The organism is Acinetobacter sp. Marseille-Q1618, from assembly GCF_902809855.1.
GTDB lineage: Bacteria > Pseudomonadota > Gammaproteobacteria > Pseudomonadales > Moraxellaceae > Acinetobacter.
On the sequence record NZ_CADDWJ010000003.1, the window covers coordinates 214474 to 241252 of the forward strand.

General features: G+C 35.4%; 28 protein-coding genes and 1 pseudogene. 8 read left to right on the plus strand and 21 right to left on the minus strand.

Annotation, left to right across the window (positions count from 1 at the left end):
• Positions 1-43: 43 nt before the first annotated feature.
• The 5 genes from HUS24_RS14900 to HUS24_RS14920 form a co-directional block, all read right to left on the minus strand.
• Entirely contained in the window at positions 44-2329 is a 2286-nt protein-coding gene (locus tag HUS24_RS14900) for a DUF6160 family protein (RefSeq protein ID WP_173912751.1), read from the minus strand.
• 51 nt (positions 2330-2380) lie between these two features.
• Positions 2381-3025 carry a hypothetical protein gene (locus HUS24_RS14905; RefSeq protein ID WP_173912752.1) on the minus strand — a complete coding sequence of 215 codons (645 nt, stop codon included), beginning with the start codon at positions 3023-3025 and terminating at the stop codon, positions 2381-2383.
• A 10-nt stretch (positions 3026-3035) separates the two neighbouring features.
• Positions 3036-4433 carry a hypothetical protein gene (locus HUS24_RS14910; protein WP_173912753.1) on the minus strand — a complete coding sequence of 466 codons (1398 nt, stop codon included), beginning with the start codon at positions 4431-4433 and terminating at the stop codon, positions 3036-3038.
• Positions 4434-4782: 349 nt separating this feature from the next.
• Positions 4783-5352, minus strand: a complete 570-nt coding sequence (gene dcd, locus HUS24_RS14915) for a dCTP deaminase (protein ID WP_173912754.1) — start codon at positions 5350-5352, stop codon at positions 4783-4785.
• Between the two features lie 113 nt (positions 5353-5465).
• The gene (locus tag HUS24_RS14920) at positions 5466-6059 is read right to left on the minus strand and encodes a LysE family translocator (RefSeq protein WP_173912755.1); all 594 of its coding nucleotides are present in this window, start codon (positions 6057-6059) and stop codon (positions 5466-5468) included.
• Between the two features lie 358 nt (positions 6060-6417).
• On the opposite strand from HUS24_RS14920, the gene HUS24_RS14925 reads away from it, so the two are divergent.
• Positions 6418-6957: a DUF2062 domain-containing protein gene (locus HUS24_RS14925; protein WP_173912847.1), complete on the plus strand. Its 540-nt coding sequence runs from the start codon at positions 6418-6420 to the stop codon at positions 6955-6957.
• Here the strand turns inward: HUS24_RS14925 and HUS24_RS14930 are convergent.
• The 4 genes from HUS24_RS14930 to HUS24_RS14945 all read right to left on the minus strand — a co-directional run bounded on the left by HUS24_RS14930 (position 6945) and on the right by HUS24_RS14945 (position 10328).
• Entirely contained in the window at positions 6945-7757 is an 813-nt protein-coding gene (locus HUS24_RS14930) for a hypothetical protein (RefSeq protein WP_173912756.1), read from the minus strand. The two genes, HUS24_RS14925 and HUS24_RS14930, sit on opposite strands and share 13 nt — an antisense overlap.
• Positions 7758-7897: 140 nt before the next feature.
• Positions 7898-8254 (minus strand): hypothetical protein, encoded by a 357-nt coding sequence (locus HUS24_RS14935; RefSeq protein WP_173912757.1) that lies wholly within the window; start codon positions 8252-8254, stop codon positions 7898-7900.
• Positions 8255-8326: 72 nt separating this feature from the next.
• The gene (apbC, locus tag HUS24_RS14940) at positions 8327-9607 is read right to left on the minus strand and encodes an iron-sulfur cluster carrier protein ApbC (protein WP_173912758.1); all 1281 of its coding nucleotides are present in this window, start codon (positions 9605-9607) and stop codon (positions 8327-8329) included.
• Between the two features lie 229 nt (positions 9608-9836).
• Positions 9837-10328: a hypothetical protein gene (locus HUS24_RS14945; RefSeq protein WP_173912759.1), complete on the minus strand. Its 492-nt coding sequence runs from the start codon at positions 10326-10328 to the stop codon at positions 9837-9839.
• Between the two features lie 253 nt (positions 10329-10581).
• On the opposite strand from HUS24_RS14945, the pseudogene HUS24_RS17075 reads away from it, so the two are divergent.
• Positions 10582-10805, plus strand: a pseudogene (locus tag HUS24_RS17075) (DUF6500 family protein).
• Positions 10806-10823: 18 nt separating this feature from the next.
• Here HUS24_RS17075 and HUS24_RS14950 read toward each other — a convergent pair.
• From HUS24_RS14950 to HUS24_RS14960, 3 genes are all read right to left on the minus strand, one after another.
• On the minus strand, positions 10824-11324 hold the full coding sequence (locus HUS24_RS14950) for a hypothetical protein (protein WP_173912760.1): 501 nt from the start codon (positions 11322-11324) through the stop codon (positions 10824-10826).
• An 85-nt stretch (positions 11325-11409) separates the two neighbouring features.
• The gene (locus HUS24_RS14955) at positions 11410-12033 is read right to left on the minus strand and encodes a hypothetical protein (RefSeq protein ID WP_173912761.1); all 624 of its coding nucleotides are present in this window, start codon (positions 12031-12033) and stop codon (positions 11410-11412) included.
• A gap of 85 nt (positions 12034-12118) precedes the next feature.
• Positions 12119-12958, minus strand: a complete 840-nt coding sequence (locus HUS24_RS14960) for a hypothetical protein (protein WP_173912762.1) — start codon at positions 12956-12958, stop codon at positions 12119-12121.
• A gap of 191 nt (positions 12959-13149) precedes the next feature.
• Between HUS24_RS14960 and metG the strand changes: the two genes are divergently transcribed.
• The 3 genes from metG to HUS24_RS14975 all read left to right on the plus strand — a co-directional run bounded on the left by metG (position 13150) and on the right by HUS24_RS14975 (position 16901).
• Complete coding sequence (gene metG, locus HUS24_RS14965; protein ID WP_173912763.1) at positions 13150-15219, plus strand: methionine--tRNA ligase; 2070 nt, start codon at positions 13150-13152, stop codon at positions 15217-15219.
• An 85-nt stretch (positions 15220-15304) separates the two neighbouring features.
• Positions 15305-15790: a hypothetical protein gene (locus HUS24_RS14970; RefSeq protein WP_173912764.1), complete on the plus strand. Its 486-nt coding sequence runs from the start codon at positions 15305-15307 to the stop codon at positions 15788-15790.
• Between the two features lie 136 nt (positions 15791-15926).
• Entirely contained in the window at positions 15927-16901 is a 975-nt protein-coding gene (locus HUS24_RS14975) for an MBL fold metallo-hydrolase (RefSeq protein ID WP_173912765.1), read from the plus strand.
• A gap of 50 nt (positions 16902-16951) precedes the next feature.
• Here the strand turns inward: HUS24_RS14975 and HUS24_RS14980 are convergent, their stop codons facing one another.
• The 3 genes from HUS24_RS14980 to HUS24_RS14990 form a co-directional block, all read right to left on the minus strand.
• The gene (locus HUS24_RS14980; protein WP_173912766.1) at positions 16952-17575 is read right to left on the minus strand and encodes a LysE family translocator; all 624 of its coding nucleotides are present in this window, start codon (positions 17573-17575) and stop codon (positions 16952-16954) included.
• A gap of 152 nt (positions 17576-17727) precedes the next feature.
• Entirely contained in the window at positions 17728-18366 is a 639-nt protein-coding gene (locus tag HUS24_RS14985; RefSeq protein ID WP_173912767.1) for a hypothetical protein, read from the minus strand.
• A 28-nt stretch (positions 18367-18394) separates the two neighbouring features.
• A complete protein-coding gene (locus tag HUS24_RS14990; protein WP_254433875.1) occupies positions 18395-19054 on the minus strand; it encodes a D-Ala-D-Ala carboxypeptidase family metallohydrolase in 660 nt (219 codons plus the stop codon).
• Between the two features lie 216 nt (positions 19055-19270).
• On the opposite strand from HUS24_RS14990, the gene HUS24_RS14995 reads away from it, so the two are divergent.
• Positions 19271-20140: a 1-aminocyclopropane-1-carboxylate deaminase/D-cysteine desulfhydrase gene (locus HUS24_RS14995; protein WP_173912768.1), complete on the plus strand. Its 870-nt coding sequence runs from the start codon at positions 19271-19273 to the stop codon at positions 20138-20140.
• Between the two features lie 27 nt (positions 20141-20167).
• Here HUS24_RS14995 and HUS24_RS15000 read toward each other — a convergent pair whose 3' ends face one another.
• A complete protein-coding gene (locus HUS24_RS15000) occupies positions 20168-20512 on the minus strand; it encodes a DUF4870 domain-containing protein (RefSeq protein WP_065993667.1) in 345 nt (114 codons plus the stop codon).
• A 206-nt stretch (positions 20513-20718) separates the two neighbouring features.
• Between HUS24_RS15000 and HUS24_RS15005 the strand changes: the two genes are divergently transcribed.
• Positions 20719-21918 (plus strand): NAD(P)/FAD-dependent oxidoreductase, encoded by a 1200-nt coding sequence (locus tag HUS24_RS15005; RefSeq protein ID WP_173912769.1) that lies wholly within the window; start codon positions 20719-20721, stop codon positions 21916-21918.
• A gap of 121 nt (positions 21919-22039) precedes the next feature.
• Here HUS24_RS15005 and HUS24_RS15010 read toward each other — a convergent pair whose 3' ends face one another.
• From HUS24_RS15010 to HUS24_RS15025, 4 genes are all read right to left on the minus strand, one after another.
• The gene (locus HUS24_RS15010) at positions 22040-22192 is read right to left on the minus strand and encodes a hypothetical protein (RefSeq protein ID WP_173912770.1); all 153 of its coding nucleotides are present in this window, start codon (positions 22190-22192) and stop codon (positions 22040-22042) included.
• Positions 22193-22355: 163 nt separating this feature from the next.
• On the minus strand, positions 22356-22526 hold the full coding sequence (locus HUS24_RS15015; protein ID WP_173912771.1) for a hypothetical protein: 171 nt from the start codon (positions 22524-22526) through the stop codon (positions 22356-22358).
• Positions 22527-22613: 87 nt separating this feature from the next.
• Positions 22614-24257: a mechanosensitive ion channel gene (locus HUS24_RS15020; RefSeq protein ID WP_173912772.1), complete on the minus strand. Its 1644-nt coding sequence runs from the start codon at positions 24255-24257 to the stop codon at positions 22614-22616.
• Between the two features lie 169 nt (positions 24258-24426).
• On the minus strand, positions 24427-24702 hold the full coding sequence (locus HUS24_RS15025; protein ID WP_173912773.1) for a hypothetical protein: 276 nt from the start codon (positions 24700-24702) through the stop codon (positions 24427-24429).
• 220 nt (positions 24703-24922) lie between these two features.
• Between HUS24_RS15025 and HUS24_RS15030 the strand changes: the two genes are divergently transcribed.
• Complete coding sequence (locus HUS24_RS15030; RefSeq protein WP_173912774.1) at positions 24923-25345, plus strand: hypothetical protein; 423 nt, start codon at positions 24923-24925, stop codon at positions 25343-25345.
• A 541-nt stretch (positions 25346-25886) separates the two neighbouring features.
• Here the strand turns inward: HUS24_RS15030 and HUS24_RS15035 are convergent.
• Positions 25887-26648: a ferredoxin--NADP reductase gene (locus HUS24_RS15035; protein WP_173912775.1), complete on the minus strand. Its 762-nt coding sequence runs from the start codon at positions 26646-26648 to the stop codon at positions 25887-25889.
• Between the last annotated feature and the right edge of the window lie 131 nt (positions 26649-26779).

The following is a 26779-nucleotide window of genomic DNA, read 5'->3' on the forward strand; positions in this document are numbered from 1 at the left end:
AATAAGTGTCAACTTATTTCAGGACTAGACATTCATAGAAAATTTACCGCGGCGTGATACCAAAATTACTGCGGATCGTTCCACCAGTCATGACTATTTGCCCTAATGGCTGCGGTGGAGGTAAAGCTGCCATTGTTGAACCTGTAGCATTAACTTTTGGATATAAATTCACATCTGCTCGCAATACATTATTAGCATTCTTACTTGGATTGACTGTAACATTATTTGTTAAAGAAATTGTTTTTGCATCCATATTAACTGTACTATTTAAATGCAAATCTCCCGATAAACCATCAATACCTAATTGTGATGGAGAGTCATACGGACCACTCCCTGGTTTATCACTAATACGCAGATAGTTATTTGGAACAGTACCCGTATTTCCAGAATTCAGCGCTACAGTACCATAAATATTTAAACCATTTCCTGAGTTAGGAACTATGACTAAACTAGCATTACCATCAATGCGTGCCGCTATTCCAAATAAAACATCGTTATAAGTACTAAAGTTATTACCAGAAACAAAACAATTTGCTGTACAGTTATCGGAAACTATACGTGAGCCAGGCAACTGACCAATTGCCACTTCAGCATCTAAAGCTGCCACCAATTTTGGTACACTCAACCATAAACCAGTATCAAGTAAATTCACCGTCCCTGTTAAATTTGCAAGTAAATTAATATTTCTTAATCCGGCATAGTAGTTTACTGCTTCACCACTTTTAGAACTATTTGCACCATCAATCAGCATAATAGAGGTTGTTTTTGAACCAGTACTGTCACGACCTTCTGTACTCATTGAAAGACCAAAACCAAGACCTTGTCTATCATTTGGGTCTTTCTTACCATAAAGTCCGATATTACTATTTAAATTATAAATTGGTAATCCTAAGCCCCAAGTTCCAACATTACTTTTTTCTGAGTTGGTCACGCTATTATCCGCAACAAATGCCCCTTGACGAGCAACTGCTTGGAAATCCATGCCACGAATTGCAACGAGCAATGTATTAGCAGGTGTAGCACTAGATGAAGAATTCAATACTGTTTTTAAAGTTGAGTCCGAAAAACTTCCACTATAAACTTTATTTAAGACTGCACTTAATGGAAAGTTAACAGTATTGGTTTGGACCGCATTGATATAAACATCACCAAAATTGATATATGCCAAATCAGAATTCAATGTTGAATTACCATCTTTACGAATCTGTAATGGCGTTAAATTTCCAAAACGAATTGCATAAGCATTCTTACCAGATAATCCCAAGTCGAAATAAGTTTGTGGATCATTGACAAAGTCGGTTTTCATTTGCATATGCAAACCACCTTTGCCTGCTAGATTTCCAGTTCCTGTATTGGTAGCACCAGAAGTTGCTGACCCTAAATCACTTGGTTGTGTACCATTTACCTTGATATAAGCATTTTTTAATATACCAGAAGCACCCAAACGCCCAAAACTTAAAATATCCAAATCCGACCCAGTAGCTTTATATTCGGTGTACTCTGAACCTACACCTTGTTTATAACGTAAATCAACATTTAAACCAGGTTGTTTTTTTCCAGAGAAATCAGGATCATCAACATCAGCCAGTACAACTGAATTTGTACTGGATGTTTCACCTTTTTTATTGGTTGATAATACTAGACCATCCGTAGGGTCTAAATATAAATATCCATTTCCAGAAAAGTTAAAATTAAAGTCCTTTAATATAAGCTGATTAAATACAGGCTGACCAGTAGAAGCATTTTTACCGTTATTTAATGTATAAAAAATATTAGAATTTTTTAAACCAAAACCTAATGATGCAGGGCTACCTGCATTAAACAGACCACTTTGTGTTTCTAGTGAAAAAGTCAAATCTTTACGATTCTGAAAAGTTAAAGCACCTAATGATGGACTATTATTACAATCCGCCCCTCTACTCCCCCCAGCCGCATTTGAGCAAACAGATATGTTAGCAATATTCATGGTTGCTGGTCCTAACACAGCATTCAACAGCAGTCCATTAGATGCAGCAGCAGTTGCACCTGGTTTTCCACCAACATCGGCTGTAAATTTTGCACTTAGCCCACTAGCACCATCATAAGGAGTAGTTTTTATACCTTGCATACTTAGATTCAGCACATCATCTGTACCTGCAGATGTTTGAGTACTATCTTTCCAGTTCACTTGACCAACATCAACTTGATCTGCTTCGATTTGTAAACTAATACCGTCTTGACCTGAAATTTGACTGAGAGAGCTATCTTCCAACTCTTGTAATGCAAAGCTCTGCTGAACACATAAAATACTCAATGTTAAAATATTCAACTGTATTATTCTTTTTCTCATCACTCATCCCTACCTGTGACATTTATATATTTGATAAAATGTTGATAAACGCTAGCAGCGTGATCCACCAGAACCATTACAACCAAATACTTTTAACGTTCCTGCAAGTGCAAGGTTTCCGTGTACATTTAAACCAGTAAAACCCTTTTCTTTACCTGCATCAAATGCAGAAGTAAAAGCACTAGACACACTTGGATAATTACTTATATTTAAATAACCTTTATTTGCAGCACTAGCAGGATTCGTAGGTGTCGCACCTGAATCTTTCTCAATTTGTAATGCAGCATAACCGAAGTTACGAATTTTTAGTGGTTGTAAATAATTACCTTGATCATCTACACCAAAACGTAATTGTAAAGCTGTTTTAGTTCCATTTGCGATACTCACCCCATCTAGTTGAAATTTTTCTAGCTGCAACGTACCTTGTAATTGCTTAAACACCAACCAATACATATTTCCATTCGCATCTTTGCGGTTGCTGGGTGAAATCGCCAAACGACAATAAACCGCATCAGTACATTCATATTCATTAGATAGTGAACCATTTGTTGTTGCCTTATGGTTTAAAGACAATGTCCAGTTTAAATCAGCACCACCTTGACCATTAATCTCACCCAACTGCTCATTATTCAAACCCACTAAACCTGCATGAACCGAAGATGCCAAAAGCAATAAAGAACCCAATATCATTTTCATATTTAAGCTCCTATAAACCTGTCGTTGAAATTTTAAAATGCTGAATAAGTAAACCATCTATAGCAGCAGAACCTAAATTTACCTCAGATGTACCATTTTTCATTACAATGCCTGTAGCACTGGCACTTTTATCTGCAATCAACGACTTATTATCTGCTGAAAAACCAACTTTACCAATCGCAATACTACTGTGAGTAGCACTTGAACCTTGATATGCAATATTATTAATGCTTGTTGTATCAGAACCACAGTAACGCACATTACAGGTAGAACCTTTATAACTGGTATCCGCTCCCGAATAATCCGTATAAATATTCTTATAAACATTTGGCTGATTTGGGATACGAGTCACTTCAAGACTTAAGTTCTGCCCATCTGTCGTATCAATAATTAAAGGCTGATAAATACTTCCTAAAACCAAGTTAATGTTTGGACTATAAATATAAAGACCTTCTTTATCACGAAATTGTGCTGCACTCGTACCACTAATAGCTGGTGTCGTTAAATCCTTAACTGTACCCGTAGTTTCCTGGGTACTAATTCTTAAGACTTTATCGTCATTATTACCACCAAGATCTGATAGATAATGGGTATTCAGTCGAAGCAATAAACCCAAGCCCAAAGTCTTATTATAACTGGTAGACATCCCACCTGTAGAGCTTGTAGCCCCACCTAAAGTTTGAAAAACTCTTAATTTTGAGCCATCTAGATATAAACCGTTTGCAATCATTTGAAAACGTAATTTTTCATCCAAGCCTGCCAATGTAGATGGCGCACCCGTTAAAAAATTTAAAGCAGGAGAAGCAACTGTTTGGTTACGAGCAAATAAATCTCCCCATAAACCCAATTTCATTGTGTCATATCTTAGCGGTTGTGATTGGGTTGCTAAAGGCGCTTCTAATTGTAAATAGCTCAAATTATTAGTTGTCGATACACCAGCAAAATCTGGTACTGTTGCAGTTGCAACATTCAATATCCACGGATTATTTTCACTCCCCAAATTCACGCCGCTTTTTGTGGCATCTCTTGGATCAGCCGCATTATTAAACCGTGAATTCGCATCCAAATCTGCTTGCGATAGTGCTAAACCATATATAAAAATATCGGCTTTTTTCGCACCTGCACTGGCAGCAACAGGTGTTAAAGGACCCACAGGGATAATACGAATCAAGCCAGTATCTTTAGCACGATCTCCCCATGATGCTTTAGGGTCAGCAACGCTATCTTCAGCTTTTTGAAAAACCATCTTGAAATTTTCTGGTAAAAAAGCAATACCCTCACCCGTAGACTCACTTAAGTTTTCATCCGTTAATGCTTCTAAGGCAAAACACGTTTGTGACAAACTAAGTCCTAGCAGTGAAGCCAGTGCCGTTTTTTTAAACTTTACCGTATAACCGAGCTTAGTCATCTTTGACCTTCCTATGTATACGATGCTCCGCACCATATTTTATTTTTCTAAAACTGCATATTTTTGGACAAATGAACATTCATAACTCTTGTCCAAATACGGCAAAAATCCAAATTTGCCAACCTATTCTCATTTTCTATTATGCTTAAAATTTTATCAAATGCAAAAAAAATACCGTGTGTTTAATGTATTTCCGATAAAATGCTGCTGATATATATTTTTTTATTATAAAAATGAATAGCTTATTTTTTAGGAAAAATTGTTTCAAAATTCTTAAAATTGTTTTCAATAATTTAAAATAAAAAAGCGAGTAATTCACTCGCTTATCTTTAGTACCACATTGAATAGTTTAGGCTTTTGGCAAAGTAACACCTGTTTGCCCTTGGTATTTACCACCACGATCTTTATATGAAGTTTCACATACTTCATCAGATTCAAAAAATAGCATTTGTGCAACACCTTCACCTGCATAGATCCGTGCAGGTAAATTCGTGGTATTTGAAAACTCAAGGGTGACATGCCCTTCCCACTCAGGTTCTAAAGGAGTGACATTTACAATAATACCGCAACGTGCATAGGTAGATTTGCCCAAACATACCGTCAACACATTTCGAGGAATTCGGAAATATTCAACTGTACGTGCTAAAGCAAATGAGTTCGGCGGAATAATACAAACGTCAGACTCAATATCAATGAAGCTTTTTTCATCAAAGTTTTTAGGATCCACAATCGCAGAATGCACATTGGTAAATACTTTAAACTCACGTGCGCAACGAACATCATAACCGTAGCTAGACACACCGTAAGAAATCAGCTTTTCACCATTTTCATCATAACGAACTTGGTTTTCAGCATACGGTTCGATCATGCCGTGTTTTTCGCTCATTTCACGAATCCAGCGATCAGACTTAATTGCCATGTATTTTTCCCAAAATGCTTAACTCAATAACTGAGCGTACTTTAACTGAAAATGCAATTGATTGAAATGTTAAAGCAAGTAAAAGTCAGGATTGTGCTCAACCCATCTAACAATTACAAACTCAAAATTGCTGAATAACCAATAGGTACAGAAAAGCCAACCAATATTAAAGATGCAGTGCGTTGCATATTAAAAGGATTTAGCCAAGAGATTTTATTTGAGCTTAATTTTTTACCCAAAAATATCCAGAAAAATGCAATCGGAATAATCAGAATCAAAAAAGTCAGCATATGCGAAATATAAGCTGATAGGTTATGCCATACAAAGCTTGGAAAAATAGCCGAAGCGAAAAGTAATGCTTTAGGATTGAGCAAGGTTGCGCAAAATAAAGCTTTAGCGCTAATGGTCGCCTGAGTATAATCCTGATGTGGTTGTGCTTTATGCCAAAGTTTAAACGCTAAATAGATAATAAATGCAGCACTAAATAATTTCAAAATGATCGGAATCATCGGAAATTGTTTCGCTAAACTTCCGATTAAAGCACCCCAAATGGTAATCGAAATAAAATACCCTAATGCTTCTGCTGGAATCAGACTCAGCGATTTACGAACACCAACTTGTATGCCCGAAGATGCTAATAATGTATTGGTTGGACCAGGTGTCAGCAAAATCGTAACAATGAGTCCGATAAAAAACCATGAAATCATTAAATGACCTCACTAAATCATTGAGCGCAGATTAAAACAGTTCATTTCAGTTATCAAAAAAATAATTGTAAAAAGAAATATAACTTTTTGTTATTTAATAAAAATAATATTAACAATCAATCTCTTAAAAAATAAAAAGAAAATTATACTTTCAAGTCATTTAATTGTAATACTTCAAATAAGCTGTTCATTTTAAATATTTTTTGCACAAAATTATAGAAATTTCATCTTAAAATTTAAGCTATTTTTCAGTAAGTAATGATATTTTTTAGAGGCTGTGTCATTTGGCGCATTTATTTTGCTATTGTTTTTCTAAGTATTCATGCAAAATATCCCTCTAACTTTTAGTCCAAAAATTATGGCAAAGCAATTTTTTCAAGCATGGCTTCCTTCTCCTGAAAAAGTCAACAACATGAAAATAATGAAGATTTTTGGTCATCACGCCTTAAGTCCACAGCTTTGGTATGTCAACCGAAAATCTATTTCTAAGGCAATATTCATAGGAACTTTTTGGGGAATATTACCGATTCCATTACATAGTCTATTGATTATTTTAACGATACTTATTTTTGAAGCGAATTTGCCTGTCGGTTTGCTGATGGCATGGATTATGAATCCTTTCACCATCGTACCGATTTTATTTTTTGCGTTTTGGATTGGTTCTAAAATTTATCATGTGCATATGATCAATACTGATATGTTACTCGGTGTTTTCCATCAAATTGTGCATTGGATCGAAAATTTTGGGCATAGTCATATTGATTTTAGTTTGGCGAAAATTTTAGCAACTGGGCTTATGTTTGAAGCTCTATTTTTTGCGTTTCTATTTTTTATTGCGATGCGTTTATATTGGCGTTGGAGTGTGATAAAAAAATGGCGTCAGCGTCATTCAAGATGACAACTTTGTTTATCTATCCTCACCTGACTTAATAACTCATTATTTCTTGAAAATAACAACTGATTAAAGACCATTCCTGCATCAAAAAAATCACGGGCATAAGTTTGATGACAAAATTTATCTTTAACTGCGGTTTCAATCTGCATATGTATATTGGCTTTTTCTATTTCGCTAAACGAATAGCGATCTACAAAAACAAATAAATTTATTGCATTATTTTCAGTATTTATTCGCTCTAAAACCACCCCTTGTTGAAGTTGATAAGGCACATGCAAAGCCAACGCGAAAGCAGTCATATCTAGCTGATATGGAAAACTTTTTTGAATCGTCTGTGTACATTCTACTGCCTTGTCATAATATTCATTTTGTTCAATTATTTTATATATTTTTTGCTGATCTTTTTGAATTGTCATATTAAATTTTGTATCAAGAAAACATTTGGAATAAATATAACGATCAGCAGTAATCTTATAAGTTTGCTCATTGATTGGAATAATTTTTATATTTGAAAATTTTTCAAAGGCATAATGAACTTTTCTTAACGCTAAAATCTCGTGAATGTTATTTAAAAATTCATCATGATTTATATTTAAAACGACTTGATTTTCCGCTTGTATCTCATGCATTTTAAGCGACATATTATCTGCATAAAAACGAACGTAATTTTCTGAGAATTGATTATATTCTGTTTGAAAATGTTCAAAAAAATCTAATATTTCTTTGTCATTATTTAAAGCAAATGTATGTTGCATTCCACTACACAGCATAAGACACAGATATATTTTGTTTAATATAGACATGATTTCCCCAATTTTTAAAATTTAAATTTTATTTTTTCTTTTGCAAATCATGATATACAGATTTAATCTCTGAATCATCTGATTTAAATGACTCAGAGCATCATATTTTTGTTTTTATTTTTATTGAGAAAAATCTTAGTTTAATTTAACACGACTTCAATCAGCTCTGAATGTCCTGTCGATAAATCTCCATTTAACCATTGCCAATCCTCAACCAACTTGATGACATCATTTTCTAGTAATTCTATTTTGGTTTTACATTGTCCAGTACGTAACTCGCCTGTAAGCGTTAAATGTTGATAGCAAATCTCAAAACTATCATCTGTCAACATTTGCCCAATGATCGAACCGATTTGCACGACACCACCTTCATATTTTGCAGTAATCACTTTGCCATTTTGAGTGTAATAAAAACGTGTTGCAGCATTCACATCGCCATTTGCTGTATTGGCAAGACTCATGAAAATTTTATTATTGAGTAAGTTTAGATTTTTCATTTATTTTCCACGCTATTGTTTTGGTTTATTTCCCTCCTCGTGAAGCCGAAGAGGGATTTTAAAATGACAATATCAGAAAATTCGATGTGGGTCTTTTTCGACTTTAGTCAGAGATTTTTTTATTTTTTCAGCAATCGCGATATAACTCTCGGCAGCATCATCACCAGCAATCACAGAGGGTCTACCTGCATCGACATTTTCACGGATATTCACGTTTAAAGGTAAACGTCCAAGCAGTGGAATATCGTATTGTGCGGATAGTTGATCACCACCACCTTGACCAAAAATTTGCTCTTGGTGACCACAGTTTGAACAGATATGCGTTGACATATTTTCAACTACACCAATAACGGGAATTTGTGCTTTATTAAACAGTTCAATGCCTTTGACAGCATCCATTAACGCAACATTTTGTGGTGTCGTCACAATCACTGCACCAGTTACAGGAATACGCTGTGCCATAGTCAGTTGAATATCACCTGTGCCCGGTGGCATATCGATCATAAGTACATCTAAGTCTGGCCATAAAGTTTGGTTAAATAACTGCATCAAAGCACCTGTTGCTTTTGGACCACGCCAAGCCACTGGTGTATTTTCTTTTCCAATCAAATGTCCAATCGAAAGTACTGCCATACCGTAGGCTTCAAGCGGCACAAAATTTTCCGCTTCAATCATAGGTGTACGTCCAGCATTTCCAAGCATGGTCGGAATACTTGGACCATAAATATCAGCATCCAATACACCAACTTTTAAGCCCATTTTTTGTAAAGCCAGTGCCAAGTTCACAGTCGTCGTTGACTTACCTACACCGCCTTTACCAGAAGATACCAAAATCACATTTTGAATGCGTGGATGCTTGGGTACATCACGTTGCTGTGGCGCAGCTTTTTGAATCGGTGGATTATTTGGATCTTGTTCTATTTTAGTCTGTGATGAAGCATCTACCACAGGAGGTAACTTTTGGCTTTTACTTTGAGTGTGAGATTCAGTTTTCGGTTGAGATGAACAACTATGTCCTGCTTGACCATGTTCGTGGCTTGAACAACTTTGGCTGTGTGAATGAGCATGTTGAATTTTTTGTTGAATCACATGCATATTGAGTTCTTGGATGCCGCATTTTTCTAAAGCATCCGCTAAATCATCATGAATCTTTTGTAAATGATCGGCTTCTTCAGGGAAAGTATTGATGGTGATTTGTAAGACGCGTCCTTCAACATTGACTTGGGTAATGCGATCTTTTAAAGCGTTATTTGAATTTGGCAAAATATAATTTTGAAGCACGTTTTGGATTTCTTGCTCTTTCACCTCTTGTGCAGGAGAAAAAACCGATTTTAAAGAAGAAAGCCACGACATATGTTTGCTCCAAAAATGGAAATACACTTAAAGATATAGTTTAGCTTTTATTTGCAGTTAGGTTAAGTCTAGTTCTATCAAGCTTTCTGAATGTGCTTATAAATCTTAGTCATTTAGTTGGTTTTAGGCTTTGATATGCTTAAAATAGTTTATAAATAACAGTTTTTCTCATAAAAAATGCGCTTTATGGTCACATAAAACGCATTTACATCATTTTAAATCCATCTATTTAGACTTGCTGATCTTTATCTTGTTCATCTGTTTTTACAGTATCATCTTTTTTAAAGGCATTAATTTTTTCAGTCGCTACTTTTTTAAGTTCATCAAACTTGGTCGTTGCTTGTGCTTTTAGTTCATCAAACTTAACTGCAGCTTCTTGTTTCAGTTCGTTTGCTTTGATTTTAGCTTCTTCAAGTTTATGACTGGCTTCAGTTTTTAAATGATCAAACTTTTCTTGCGCTTGTTGCTGCGCATCACTCCATTTGGCTTTAGCATCATCTAGCCCTGAATGTGAAGTATCTGTATGCTCTTCTGTCTGAGCATCTTTTTTCAATTCATTGAGCTTTTTTTCAGCCTCAAGTTCTGCTGCTTTTGCATCATGCTTTACATCATTAAGAACTTTTTCGCCTGCAAGTTTTGCCTCGCCAGCTTTAATTTTCAGATCATCACCCAATTCAGATGCTTTTGTTTTTAAATCTTCAACTTTATTTTCTATTGTCATGTCATCACCCTCTTTGTCAGGTTATTGTGAATCAAATTTAAGCTTCACGGAGCTTGATGATTCAGTTATACACCGATTTTTTATTGATAAATTATTTCACTGCAATTTGCAATAAATACCATACGCAATGTTACGAACGAACATTTATGCCAACTTTATTATTTATAAACGTATTTTAAATAGTGTACGAATCATTTATACAGATGATCTATTTCAGTATAGTAATAAGTATAGGATTTAATAAGTTAGGACTATGTCATCCCAAATCATTGAAAAAATACTACATATTTGTGATGAGAAAATCAGCAAAAAAGTGAAAATGTTGGATTATCTTTTTATGCATTTTTCGCCAATCAAAATGATGATCCAGCAACACTCATGCAAGTTGCAACATGGTGGATTCAAACGCATCAACTCGATCATTTCGAAAAAGCTATAAAGATCAAGACAATGATTGAAGCTGAATATCGACAATAAAAATCGTTAACAGACTGATCAGAGTGGATGATAGGGCTGTTTATTAAGTTTACTTTTAAGGCTTATTTTGATCATTTTTTGCGTATTTAAATACATATAATTGCCACTCCATATTCCAATCAATAAGGGAATCGAGAATATACTTAGGCTAATGATGCCAAACAATACACTTTCTGCGATTTCTCCCATTCGTCCATCGAGGAATTGAAAGAGAAAAATTAAGAAAAACCAAAATAGGGCAAATAAACGTATGACTTTAAAAAAACGCTGTATTTCAAATAATTTTTTAGGTGCGTTTAAAAATCTAAAAATAAACCAATAACTTATAAATGCTATTAATATCAAAAATGGCGTGAGATAAAGCATAACTTCAATCCCACGATAAGCAGTTCGTTCAGATGCAGCAACAAATAAATCACCCTGATAAAAACTTAAAAATAGACAAAAAGGAATTACAAGACTTGAAACAGCAGTCACACTGGCAAAGATTGCCGAAAAAAATAATGTCCAAGATCGCACTCATATTCTCCTTCTTCGATCTTGGTTGTATTTTGAATAATTCATTTGTGATTTATATGAGAGATTTGTGAAATTTGAGTGAAGTTTAATCCGAATTATAGTGCTTAAAATTCACCATGAAAATTTGATGTGATTGACTCAATGCAAGTTCAGTTTGGTCACGTTGATCATTTTGACGCTCTATAATTGCAACCCGAAATTTCCTATTGGAGCAGACTTGTTCGATTTTGTGTAGATGCTTATCAGAACCATAAATCAAAAATGAATTATCGTCAGAATACATCCGACCTACATAATGCCTTGAAATACGAGGAAATAACCATCTTGTACTTCTAGTCGGCTCAATACATTGTACTTGGCTCTCATCTATATCCGCTGAGGTTGGAATTTTATTTAAATATTGTTCTGCTTGAATCATTTGTGCATCAGTCAACTCGTAGCTGAGCACATATTCATATGCACCTGAATGTGGGCGTTTTCTAAACTGTAGAATTGGCTTTTGATTCACTGCTAAAAAAGGAAATATGGTCGCACTACTCTTTTGGACAGAAACAAAACTCTCTTTTAGATCCTTTATTTTCTCATAACTAAAAGTAGTATATAAAATGAAAATACACGGCAGTACAAAAGCACATACACACACAACACCTTTTAGGATATATAGAGTAAAAATACTCAAATATCTTAGCCATTCCCAATTTATAAACATATCAATCATCTAACTCTAAATAATTGATATCCTAAAAAATGCCTTTGAAATTCTTTTGTTGTTTATGTGAGTTTTAAGTGAAATATCACTTTGATGATCTTAACATTCCCATAAAACTCACCGCACTAAACAACCAAATCCACAGCACAAAACAACGTCCTTGATTAAAATGATTTAAATCAGTGCCATGTAACATATTATGACGAGTCGCTGTCACAGTCGAACTATTGTCCATTTTATAAGCAGCTAATTCTAAAAAATACGGATTCAGTTCATGCGCAATTTTGGCTTTATGCCACAAACTTTTAATTTCATGACCTTTTAATCCTGGCACGATTTTATAAACATCAACAAATTTTGTGTCTTGTTGCTTTAAATAGCCATGTTGAATCAAAATATCAGTGAGCAAACCTTCCAGCTGAGCATACAAAATCGGCGCACAACCTGCATAAAAACCCATTTCATACAGTTTAAACGCTTCTTCAATTACCTTTTTACGTAAGGTCTTATTTTCACCGATTTTTAATGCATCAAAAGCCTGAAAAAATGCAGTTTGAAAACGCTGACCATTCACTACATTTAACAGATTAAAACTTTTTAAATCTTCAACTTCATGAATCTCTTGCCAAACATATAGTAAATGCAAAGCATCATTAGCGACTTTGGCATCTAATTCTTGGTTTAATTCATCAGCGAGTACAACAAAATAAGGCTCTTGTTCTGCCAATTGATGTAAGGTTTTTTGCAAATAACGATGTTCATCTTCCGTAATATCTTCAAGATAGTATTGTGCTTCTTTTAAAATATTTTTTCCAAGTTGTTGCTGACAGCCTTTGTTTTGCCGAATACGGGTGACTTCACGATCAAATTCATCATCAAAACTGTCATCTTGAGCACCATTATCAAAGGTATTGTTATGAATCATGTTTAGATCACTCTCAGCAATTACAGGTTTGGAAATAGACAATAACATTCTAGCTGAATGAACCATTCAAAATGTGAAATTGTATAAAAATCTACATTTTCAAAGAATTCACCTATTCTATTGTGCATCTTCATAGCAATTACGCTAAAATCAATGCCCTTGCATTAACTTTGAGAAAGAGAGTTATATCCGTGCGAAATATTTTAGTCACTAACGCCCTTCCATACGCAAATGGTCCAATTCATATGGGTCATTTACTCGGTTACATCCAAGCAGATATCTGGGTTCGTGCCATGCGTGCAATGGGTCATAACGTGACTTATGTCTGCGCGGATGATGCACATGGCACAGCGATCATGCTGCGTGCGGAAGCGAATGGTATTACACCTGAAGCACAAATCGCCAATGTTCAAAAAGAACATATTCGTGATTTTGATGGTTTTGCTGTGCATTTTGATCACTATGACTCGACCAATAGTGACGAAAACAAAGCACGTTCAGAAGAAATTTATATTAAAAATCGTGAAGCAGGCAATATCGCCATTCGTCCTGTGACACAGTTATTTGACCCTGAAAAACAAATGTTTTTGTCTGACCGCTTCATCAAAGGCACATGTCCAAAATGTAAAGCGGAAGATCAGTATGGCGACTCCTGTGAAGTTTGTGGAACAACTTATAACGCAACTGAACTGTTAAACCCACGTTCTACTTTGAGCGGTGCAACACCTGTTGAAAAATCATCAGATCATTACTTCTTTAAACTGCCGAACTTTGCAGAATATTTGCAAAAATGGACACGTGATGAAGGTCGTTTACCTACTTCTATTGCCAATAAGCTGGATGAGTGGTTTGAAAATGGCTTGAATGACTGGGACATTTCTCGTGATGCACCTTATTTCGGTTTTGAAATTCCAGATGCGCCAAATAAATATTTCTATGTTTGGGTCGATGCGCCAATTGGTTATATGTCAAGTTTTGAAAACTACGTCAAAACCAAACGTCCTGATCTAAGTTTTGATGATTATTGGAAAAAAGACTCTAAAAATGAAGTCTATCACTTCATTGGTAAAGACATCGTGTATTTCCATGCGCTGTTCTGGCCTGCAATGCTTGAAGGTGCAAACTACCGTACCCCTACAGGCTTGTTCGTCAATGGTTTCTTGACTGTGAATGGTCAAAAGATGTCTAAATCTCGTGGTACGTTTATTAAAGCTGAAACGTATTTACAGCATTTAAATCCTGAATATTTACGTTATTACTTTGCTTCTAAGTTGTCTGATAAAGTTGAAGATTCTGATTTGAATCTTGATGATTTTGTGCAGAAAGTGAATTCAGACTTGGTCGGTAAAGTAGTGAATATTGCCAGTCGTTGTGCAAAATTCATTAACACCAAATTTGACAATAAACTCTCTGCGACTTGTGCTGAACCTGAGTTAGTGCAAAGCTTTATTGATGCAGGCGATTCGATTGCCAAAGCTTATGAAGCTCGTGAGTTCTCAACGGCTATCCGTGAAATCATGGCACTTGCTGATAAAGCCAACCAATATATCGATGAGAAAAAACCATGGGCTTTAGCCAAAGTTGAAGGCGAAGAACAGCAAGTTCATGATGTTTGTTCTGTTGGCATTAATTTGTTCCGTCAGTTGGCTGTATATCTTGCGCCTGTGCTTCCTACACTTGCGGCACAAGTTCAAGACTTCTTAAAACTTGAATCTTTCGACTTTGCATCTGCAAAAACTGTTTTAGTTGATCATGAAATTGCTCAGTTCCAACCGTTGATGCAACGTGTCGATCCAAAAGCAGTTGCTGCAATGGTGGATGCTTCTAAAGATTCTTTAGCTGCTGCTACCGAAGTACCAAAAGCAGAGAAGAAGAAAGAAAAAGTCAAAGAAAAGAAAGCTGAACCTAAAATCGGTGAAGCTGCTCTTAACACAAGCACTATTACGATTGATGACTTTATGAAAGTTGATCTTCGTGTGGCTGAAGTTTTAGATGCTGCAATAGTTGAAGGCTCTGACAAATTGCTTCAATTGACTTTAAATCTCGGTGAAGCTGAACCTCGTAATGTATTTAGTGGTATCCGTGAGTTTTACCAACCTGAAGACTTAAAAGGCAAATTGGTAGTGATGGTGGCAAACCTTGCACCTCGTAAGATGCGTTTTGGAATCTCAAACGGCATGGTACTCGCTGCGGGCAATGGCGAAGGTGTTTGGGTGATTTCACCTAAAAGTGGCGCTAAAGCGGGTGATAAAGTGTCTTAAGCCTAAGTTTTTTTAAATGAAAGCCTCTACTGATGTAGGGGCTTTTTTATGGTATAACGCTTAAAAATCAATTTATAAAAATGATATGAAAATCTTAAAAAAATTTATCAATCAAAAATCAGCATTCAGTGCAATTGGTCCATTCATTGGAACATTAATTGTTATTATCACATTTCACTCATTTATGTTTGCTGATAATCCATCTCGTTTTATACAAGGATTAATCACACCTCATATTATTTTCCCAATGCTTTTTGCATTTGTATGTATATTGCCTTTTGGATATTTAATAGGATTACTCCCTTCAATCATTAGTAAGCTATTATTTGAACATTTTTATGCAGTTAAAATTAATTCAGCAAGTGTAAGTCGTGCGACTCTATACGGCTTCTTTTTAGGTTTGATGTGGTCGCCATTAATCTTAGTGATTTGTTTAGCAACAGGTGCAGATTTTAAGTTATTTTTATATGTAGAATTTGTTCTGATCCTTCCAGTTTGTATAGTTTGTACTTGGATAGAATGGAGAAAAGCAATGAAATCAATATCCCAATCATTAAAAACTACTGAATGAGTTTTTCTGTAATTTAACCTTAAAACAATGATAAAAAATCAATTGAAGTGATTAAACTATTTTTCCTCAACAAAAAAACCAAAATTTACTCCATCCATGCTAAAAATTAAGCAACACAACAAATCTGACTTTAACAATGAAAAAATTAATCACACTGTCTACAGTATTATTTTGTTCTACCCCATTTATCACATATGCAGAAACGACGAAAACTCTGCCAATTATTGAACAACAACCACAAGTCGCAGGCTACTATCAACACCAAGTCGACAATACACAAATCACTGCCCTGCTTGATGGCACAAATTTCATGTCACCGACCTTATTCAAAGACATTTCCCAAGACCAAGTCCATGATATTTTAAAGAAATACCATGCTGACCAAGCCAAAGGCGTGCAAACTTCGATTAATGCCTTTTTGGTCAATACAGGAAATTCCCTTGTTTTAGTAGATAGTGGAACGGCTGATTGTTTTGGCGCACATCTGGGTTCTGTACTGAAAAATCTCAAAGCCGCAGGTTATCAACCTGAACAAGTCGATACGATCTTACTCACTCATTTACACCCCGACCATTCTTGTGGTGTCAGTAAAGACGGCGTGGCGAATTATCCGAATGCCTCAATTTATGTCTCTGAAGATGAAGCGAATTATTGGTTAAATCCAAAACAACTGAATCAAATTCCAAAAGAAAAACAAGCAAATTACAAAGGTACAGTGGAAAAAATTAAAGCGTCACTTGCGCCATACCAAGCGAAAAAGCAGTTTAAAACCTTCAAGTTAGGTAACAAAATTAAAGACTTCACTGTCATTTCGACCAAAGGTCATACGCCTGGACATTTTAGTTATCAGTTAAAAACCACCGATCAAGATGTCATTTTTATTGGCGATATTGTGCATTCACATACCGTACAGTTTGACCATCCTGAAACTGCAATTGAGTACGATATTGATCCCAAAAAGGCTGTGCAAACACGTTTAAAACAGTTTGCTGATTATGCGAAAAATGGACAAACCATTGCTGCACCACATTTACCATTTCCAGGCATTGGACATGTGTATTCAGCAGATGAAAAGAGTTATCAATGGATTCCTGTGCATTTTAAGGATTGATTTAAATACTTGAACCATAAAAAAGCGACCACTATGGTCGCTTTTTGAAACTACTTCATCCCAAAAATTAACTTTAAGCCAAGCAAAGTCATCACCCCACCTGCGATACGATCAAAGACTTTTTTAAACTTCAAATAAACTTTACGAGGTTTTTCGGCAGACAACGCAACAGCCACCAACGAATACCAACCTGCATCAATAAAAAAACATAAAATTGGCAAAACAAAATAATAATAGGTTGGGAATTCTTTAGGCAAAAGTGCAGTAAAAACACTGGCTAAAATAATGGCTATTTTAGGGTTACTCAACTGTGTAATTACCCCCAAACGATACGCTTGCGCAAAACTCATCACACGATTGGTTGCACTTGCTTGCTCGATTGGCTCTTTGGCATGCTTAATAATTTTATAAGCCAAATAAAGCAGATATAAACCACCACAAATTTTTAAAGCCAGATAAGCAGAAGGCACCGCCAATAAAACAGCTTGTAAACCAATCACCGCTAAAAAACCAAAAAATGCAGCACCAGTTCCTGTACCTAAAGCGGTAAATAAACCATGTTTACGTGAAATCGCAATTGAATTTTTTGCTACATAGATAAATGCAGGTCCAGGACTCATTGCACCTAACATCAACGCTAAAGCAATCGAACCTAAAACAATTAAAGATTCCACGAAATCTACCTAAACCAAATTTTCAGATATTTTAACTGATCGCACGCCAAAAGAATCTATTTATTTGCATTTTCTAGCTGTTTAAAATAAAAAATTGAGTAGCTAAAAAACAATGAAAAAGTTGATTTTAGATGTTGTTTTAACGCTATATTTTAGTTCATTACAATACGATAGTCTGGCAAACATGGTTTTTGGATTAAAACTTGTTGTAGCCCGTCCTCGCCTTTTAGCCCCGTATTAAAATTAAAAGAAAAATCGCCATTGTCTTCAAAATAAGCCGTTAATGGGTCAGTCAGGGATTTAAATTGAGGAACTTTATTATTGAGCACCAAACGCACACGAAAATCGGGCACACTATAAAAAACCAATGAATCAGGCATATTTTTTAAACCATGTTCATAAGTGACTATGCAGCTTTGTGCAGTATTCATGGCTTTAAAATCGGCATATTGTTTTTGTTGATTTTGATCATCGATGACAGTCAAAATATGTCCTGAGCCTGTAGCGCCATATAAAAAGCCAATGTGTTTTGCTGAGAACTGATATAACTTGACATGATGTGACCAATCTTCAATTAAGACTACACGCTGCCCTTTTTCATTATATAAAACATAATCACAGTTAAAGCCATTTTGATCACAAAACTCTTTTTGAATTGTTACTTTTGCAGCATGTCCTAACACTTCTGCTTTGGGATCAACCTCATAAGCGACTGGTGACTTGGCAAAAAGCATAGAACTATTCAGACTGATTAGGCAGAAAATAAACGTTTTAAATCGTGTTTTAGACATATTTTTCCCACATACTTCTCTAATATGATCAATGCTTTAGACATGGTGATGTCGCTGAGGAATAATTTTTACCCCAAGTTCGATAGCCTTGCGTATCTATATGAAAACGGTTGTTGCCATATACCCCAAATCCCATTTTATAACGCTTACCTTCTTTACGCCAAAATTCACATAAATCTTGTTCTAGTTTTTGGCTTGTCTCTGCGTTTGTTTCTTTAGGGTTCAACACATGAAAATCTACAGCAAAATTTTGCAGATGTTTACTTTTTTTAGCGCCTTTCACACATTGGTTTAATTCAGGATTACGATAAGTTGCGGTGATAGTATAACTTTTAAAATATTCACTCTGATGTAGTTTTTCTAACAAAATCAAACTTGGTTTGAGATTATTCCAGTATTTTTTCGGTGGAATACTAAAACGTGCATATTCACACTTTTCAGGCATAAAATTTCGATTAGTGACAAGTTCCATCATTGGCGGAGGTTGTTTCATAAAGTTTGCAAAAAATTGCTGATATTCTTTAAAAAGTTTCGGGTCTTGTTGTTGTTTCCATGCCAAATATTGCTGCTTCAATTTTGAAGTTGCTTGTATTTTTTGTTGCGGTGCGTCTTCAGACTGTTGCGAACATGCCGCAAGCAAGCAGATCGTCATGAAAAGAATCGTTTTTACTTTTTTTTGATGGGTCACAGCATTACTCTAGTTACTGATATACAAATTATTTTTAATAGATTTACTTCAATCACTTATTCTAGGTAAGTTTTAGAAATATTGCATTTCCATTTACAAAAAAGCACATGCGTATTGGTTTAAAAGAAAAATATTTTTCAAAAATTTGGTTTGATTGTTTATTTTATAAAATCATTTTAAACTCATTCTTCCACGATAAAACTCTGTCAAAATTTTGTGTTTAATACCATCGCTCATACACTTTCTGACCAAACTTTAAGCTTAGACTCCTCTATTCAACTGACCATTAAACGACTGGATCAAATCCATCCACAAATTTCAGGCAATAAATTTTTTAAATTAAAATACAATTTCTTAGCAGCCAAGCAACATGCCAAAAATACACTGATCACCTTTGGTGGCGCATATTCTAATCATATTGCAGCAACTGCTTATGCTGCGCATCGTTTTGGATTTCAAAGTATTGGCATTATTCGAGGAGAAGAACTGGCAAAAAAACCACTAAATCCAACTTTAGCTACAGCACAACAGTTTGGCATACAGTTAAATTTTATTTCTCGTGAACAATATTGCTTAAAAGACCAGAGAGAATATTTAACGGAACTCGAAACACACTATCCAAATAGTTATATTATTCCTGAAGGTGGAACAAATCAGCTTGCAATTCAAGGCTGTAGTGAAATTTTAACCCCATATGATCGAGAAAATTATGATGTGATCTGCTGTGCTGTGGGTACAGGGGGCACGATTACAGGCTTAATTGAAGCAAGCACTGCCCACCAACATATTTTAGGATTTTCAGCATTAAAAGGAACTTTTCTAAACGATGTGGTTGCTCAATTAACATCGAAAAAAAATTGGAAAATATTAGATAATTATTGTTTTGGTGGTTATGCCAAAACCACACCAGAATTATTTGAATTTATTGAAAATTTTGAAAAAAAATATCAGATTCCTTTAGAGCAAGTGTACACAGGAAAAATGCTATTTGGTATTTTTGATCTCATTTCAAAAGGCTATTTTTCTGAAAACACCCGAATATTAGCGATTCATAGTGGCGGTTTACAAGGCAAAGCTGCTTTATAAACCATTGAAAAATGCCACTTAAAGAATTTAAACTTGTATGGATTTATTGTCATTTAACGCAATTAAGCCTTTGATTAAACGATAGACATTCCAAACAAAAACCACAAATAAAATGACAAACCCAATCAGTACAATCGCTAATAATCCGCCAATGACATATCCTGCCAAACTGATCCAAAAGGTTTTGATTTGATAATTGACATGACTTTCCAACCATGTGCCACGCATCTCATCACGCTTAATATAATTCATAATAATTGCAATAAGCCATGTAAAACCAACCACATAACCTACGAGATATAGAATATAACTAATCTGATTATATTGTTTAAGTGAAGCAAGGTCTGTGTCAGTTTTTGATAAATTATTCATGTTTTAACCTTATATTTATAAAGCTTATTTATACTACAAAAATATTTTAAGTTTCATTTAAGCTGTCTTACAAAATTAAATCATTTGTAAATGAGTGCTCAGTGAGTTTGAAATCACAATTCATTTAACTTTGCTGGCTAAGGAGCTGAACTTTTAACTTGATTTTGTCTATAATTGCCTGCTTTCCTTCCTCTTCGAGTTTTGAAATGTCTACTCAAATTTACGATGTTCTGGTTATTGGCGCAGGTGCTTCTGGCCTAATGCTAGCAGCCAAAGCCGCAGCACGAGGTCGTAAAGTTTTAGTGGTTGAAAAAGCCAATAAAATTGGTAAAAAAATTCTGATGTCAGGCGGTGGAAAATGCAACTTTACCAACTTGTATGTTGAGCCTGAAAATTTTATTTCTCATAATCCTCATTTTGTAATTTCAGCACTTAGCCGCTATACCAATTGGGATTTTATTGGTATGGTCTGCGAATACGGCATCGAATACGAAGAGCGTAAACATGGACAATTATTTACATTAAATGGTGCCAAAGAAATTTTAGCCATGTTGCAAAATGAATGTGAAAAAACTGGTTTAGTTGAAATTAAAACCAGTTGTGAAGTCAAAACTGTTCATGCAATAGATGAACAAGCTTTCCAAGTTGCGACCAATATCGGCTATTTTCAAGCCACATCTGTAGTGATCGCTAGTGGCGGACTTTCCATTCCAACTTTAGGTGGTTCTGATATTGGCTATAAAATTGCAAAGCAGTTTGGACATTATATTTTCCCAACGCGCGCAGGCTTAGTTCCTTTCACTTTTTCTGATCAATTCAAAGAAGTAACCACTCGTTTAAGTGGCAATGCAGTTGAAGCAACGCTCTCCAATGACTTAAATAGTTTTACTGAAGCATTACTGTTTACCCATCGCGGGCTGAGTGGTCCAAGCGCGTTACAACTTTCAAATTACTGGGATGTCGGGCAAAGTTTTAAAATTGACTTTTTACCTTCTGAAGATTTATTCGCATTCTTTAAAGCTAAAAAACACACCCAACCTAAAGTTTTACTGCGTACCTTGCTGGCAGAACGATTACCTAAAAGTGTGGTATTAGAATTACAAAACTTAATTTGGGCAGAATATGCCGACACTGCGATTGCTCAACTCAGCGATGAAAAGCTTGAACATATCGCCAAAAAATTACAGCAATTTGAAGTTAAACCTTCTGGAACAGAGGGCTATCGGACTGCTGAAGTTACTTTGGGTGGTGTGGATACCACAGAAGTTTCATCAAAAACCATGGAAAGTAAAAAACAAAAAGGTTTATTTTTTATTGGTGAAATTTTGGATGTTACAGGACATTTGGGTGGTTTTAATTTTCAATGGGCTTGGGCATCTGCACATGCTGCATCTGAATATGTTTGATCATTCATACAAAGTATTTAACAATCATATACTTAACTACAAAATATTTAAAATATGAATTAAAATGAAGCTGTATAATACTCCCTTTACACAGCTCCATTATGCATTTATAAGAACTTGATTATTCTAAATAATCTGTTCTAAATAGCATGATTTTCGGATTATTTTCAATACGCTGCGTAGCAATATCCATCCATTGATATTCAGAAGATTGCTCCGCACGATTCCCCACAACACGTTGATAAATAGATTGTATGATATAGACAAGTTTCATTTTTAATTCCTTTTTAAAATTGTGTTTATTAAAAATTCATATCATGATAATTCAGTTTTATTTCATAAATATGAATCACTTAAATTTATCTGATAATTTTTTTAATGTCTATATTTTATACAATAATATTTACAACTTAAATCATCCAAAGTTGTGATCAAGCTCACTCTTTGGTTTCTGTTTGCGTATTGTCCTGCTCTTGCTTGGCAACTTCTTCAGTATCTTCCTTTTTAGGCTTAGCAAAAATAAACTTATACGCACTGGCTAAGAAGCCAACAGTAATCCCCGCAATCACAATAGGAGCAATAAATTTATTTGGCTGCTTTTTCGACATGTTGTTTCTCCTAATTCATATTTTTCATTTTACAAATAAAAAAGACCGACCAGTGCATCCTGATCGATCTTGATTATAAATTACAGGTTAATTCAGGTCATCTTTTAACGGATAATCAGAATTTGGAGTCGATGAAGTACTTGATTGATCTAAATTTGTTTGATATTCAGATTCAATTGTTGGCGTATCAGTAGTGACTTGATCCTGTGGCACAGGCGGCGTTGTCGTTACTGTACTTTGTTGTGCTAAAGGATTTGGTTTATTGCCTTCTTTTTTAGCCTTGTCAATCAAATCAGTCAGTACACGCTCTGCAGGTTGGCGTCCACCAAGACCAAATGCCAAAGCGAAAGCAACGGCAACTGCACCTAGAGTTAGACCAAATGCAAGATTGACAATAGAGTCTGCAATACCCATTGCACGTAGTCCCATAGCGATCACAAGTCCCATGATCAAAATACGAACTAAGTTACCCAACCAACGTGAACTGTTATATTCACCCCGTTGCACCACATTTGCTACAAGGTTTGCAAGCCAGAAGCCTATCACCAGTATCACAGCACCAAGTAAGATGTCTGCACCAAACTGGATAAACATCGAAATTAATCCACTGATTTGCTCGAAGCCTAAACGATTTGCTGCCTCAGACACAGCAAACAACATGGTAAAGAATACAATCAGATAACCCACTACACTTGAGATTTTAGTGTTGCCTAAGAAGCGTTGAACATCAAGTTTTGCAGGAACCTCATCTACACCTGTCCCCGCAACCACTTCAGCGACCAAGCGTCCAACAAAACGGGATACCACATATGCCACGATTAAAATCAAGCCTGCTGCAATGATATGCGGAATTGCATACATAATTTCAGCCAACATTGCTGTTGCAGGTTGTGAAATCGCTTGAATACCTAGCGCTTCAAATGCCACGATCAATGACGTAATCATCACAATCGCAAAGACAAAAGAACCCAGAAGTTTTGCTAAGTTACTATTTTTAAATAAACCGATTTTTTCAGCTTGTGCTTGTAGATTTAGGCTATTGCTCAACCCTTCCACAATACCACGTACAATTTTTGCCAAAATATAACCGACAAAAACGATCACACCTGCAATGAAAATATTTGGTAAGTATGAAACAGCTTCATTTACCATATTTTGTACAGGAATTAGCAAGCCTTGTAGTCCTAAAATAGACAATACAATTGGCAGGAATAACAATAAAATCAACCAATACACAATATCTGCAATATTATGACTAATCGGATTTACACCTACTTCCGCACTGAGTTTTTCATCCAGTTGGGTACGGTCTAATAAATTTTTAAGCCCGACTTTGACCAAGTTGGCAATAATCCATCCCACAAAACCCACAGCAACAGCAGCAATAAGTTGAGGAATAAACAATAAGAATTGCTGAATCATATTGCTGAATGGACTACTGATACTGCTTAAATTCAGTACATTCAGCGCTCCGATTACAGCGATCACCATGACCACCCAAAAGATCACCCTTGAAACAATATTTTCAATATTTGAACGATGACCTGTGGCATTAGAAAGTTTTTGGTTGGTTCCTAATTTTGTGAGTATTTTTTTAATACCTGCTGCAATAATGAGCGCAATAATCCATCCCACCAATAGAATTGCAATTGCTGCAATAATGGGCTGAAACTGTTCCCAATAATACATGGCGTCAAACCGCCCTCCTCGCGCACCTAAATAATCATTCATTGTTATTTCCTCTATTATCCTGATCAGTTATAAATCATGATTAATTACAAATGACTTAAGTAACTTATTAATTTTTAAGCACCAAAGATGAAAATAATCAAAAATTTCACATGTTTAATTTTATAAAAGCATGTTTGATAATTTTATAAGCAATAAAAAAGCGTGTCCCTTAAGGATCACGCTTGTCTTTTGCGGTGTCTGTAGTTTCATCTATCGCTGTACCAATCGTATCTTGCTGGCGATCTGAATCATGTTCACTTGCAGCAGGTATAGACTGATCAGCAGACGTTTCTCCAGGTGAAGGATTAATATCTACAAACATGTAAAAAATTAGAGCTGCCAAAAAAACTCCAACAACAATTAAAATATAGACAGGTAAACGTCTTTTTTGTTGTTTTTCCTCAGCTCCCTCAACATGGGGCGGTTTATTAAAATCATGTACCATGTTTTCCCCCTTATTCACGTAAATGGTGTTTTTTTATACTAACAAGCTCTACTGTTGTATTGTGTAAAAATTTTTATTTGTTAGTAAATCAAATCTGTAGCCTGTGGCTGAGTTTATTTTTATTAACACGACTGAGAAAAAACGCGTATTCAGCTGAATTTTAAGTGTGAGGGCATAATTTAAGCTATACTAATGCCCCTCTTATTTGGCTATGGATCATATGGCTTATCAACGGCAAAGTGTCTCCTTAGATATAGACACAGATGTCACTCATCAATGCTTTTTGCATACTACACGTGATGAACATTTAATTGGGATTATTGAGTTTACAAAGCAAAGCTATGTTCTAAAGTGGGGAGATTTAGAATATTTCCGTCGTCGTACTGAAGAATTATCCGTCATGCCATTTCCCGACTGTATCAATGCCATGATTATTGATATCCGCAATGTCGCACCTTATTTGGACAGTGAAGTTCCAATTATTCCTTGGCGTTTGGTCGAAGAAGAATGTCCGATTCGTATCGTTGTTCCACAAGAGCGCTTAGAGTTTTATTCGGGCTTTTTTGAACCTACATGGCTCAGTACAGACACCGAATCTGCCATCCATGAATTACGCGAGTTTATGGATATGTTTGTACATTAAGCATAAAAAAGAGCATTTATATATCATGTATAAATGCTCTTATACCAAACAATAAAAGTTTTATAATATATTTTTGGAATAATTTTTTCTGCTTCCAATCATAAATTGAGACGCGGAAACGTCATCCACAGTTGTTTGAGGCAGGATTACTAATGATTGATAATGTTTTTGCAATACATCAATCAATTTATGGTATTTGTCGAGTTCTGTGGTGAGGAGCAACGCTCCGCAAGGTGGTTTTCTTGCGCAGTTTCACTGCTCATTTTGCCGAAACAAAAGTAGGTCGAGCCTGAGCAAGTCAAAGTATACTTTGACGAAGCGCAAGACGCAGTGGCTAGTCCCTAAAGATAAATTTTAGATGTAAGACTCCGTCAAAAATAAACCATTTATATTATGTTAATTTTCAAGAATGGTATTATATTTAAATCCGAACAACGATTAGCTATTAAGGCTGCTAACCGAATAAAGCATATTGCCTTAGGTTTAAATCAGTATAATTTTCAAAAATAAAATGATCTTTATTTTATTGAATTACAATACATTACCAATAGTTTTCTACCGCAATATTTCCTTCGCCACGTCTGTTCATGGTTAAGCCTCGTGCTTTTAAGGCATCCTTCGTATCATCCACCATTTGTGGATTACCACATAACATGACATGTGTCGTTTCAGGGTTGAATGTTAAACCCACAAATTTTTCTAATTCACCATTTTCAATCAAAATCGGTAAACGATCATGCAAAACTGCTTCTGGTTCACGTGTGATAATTGGCACAAATTTAAAGCCTGTATGCCCTTCACCAAAAGTTGCTGCAATTTCTTGGATGCGTTCCACATAGGCCAGCTCAGTAGCAGTACGCACACTATACACTAAAGTAATATTTCGGTATTTTTGCCAAGTTTCAAAGTCTTGAAGCATAGAAATGAATGGCGCTAAACCTGTACCTGTTGCCAATAACCATAAATCATTTGGCAAAGGTAATTGATAGCGAGCCAACGTTAAAAAGCCATAAGGAACTTTTTCTAAATACAGCGCATCACCTACTTGCAAATGCTGTAAATTTGAAGTGAATGCACCTTCGGGTACCACGATCGAAAAGAACTCTAAAGTTTCATCGAAAGGAGAGGAAACCACAGAATATGCTCTCACCACCAGATCATCTGCAACTTTAAGTCCGATACGGGCAAACTGCCCTGCCGTAAATTTAAAATGTGCTGGGCGGGTCATCGTAAAACTAAATAAGTTATTGGTCCAACGATGAACAGATAAAACTTTTTCTACGCTAAATTTTTCAATTGACATAATTTCAACGTGGCATGAATGACTGTGCTCATGGTAGCATGTCAGTATAATTTATTAATATTTATTTAAATAGACTTCTTTCATAAATCTAGTTTTTTCACTTATCGGTGAAATTTCCAACAGATTTAAAA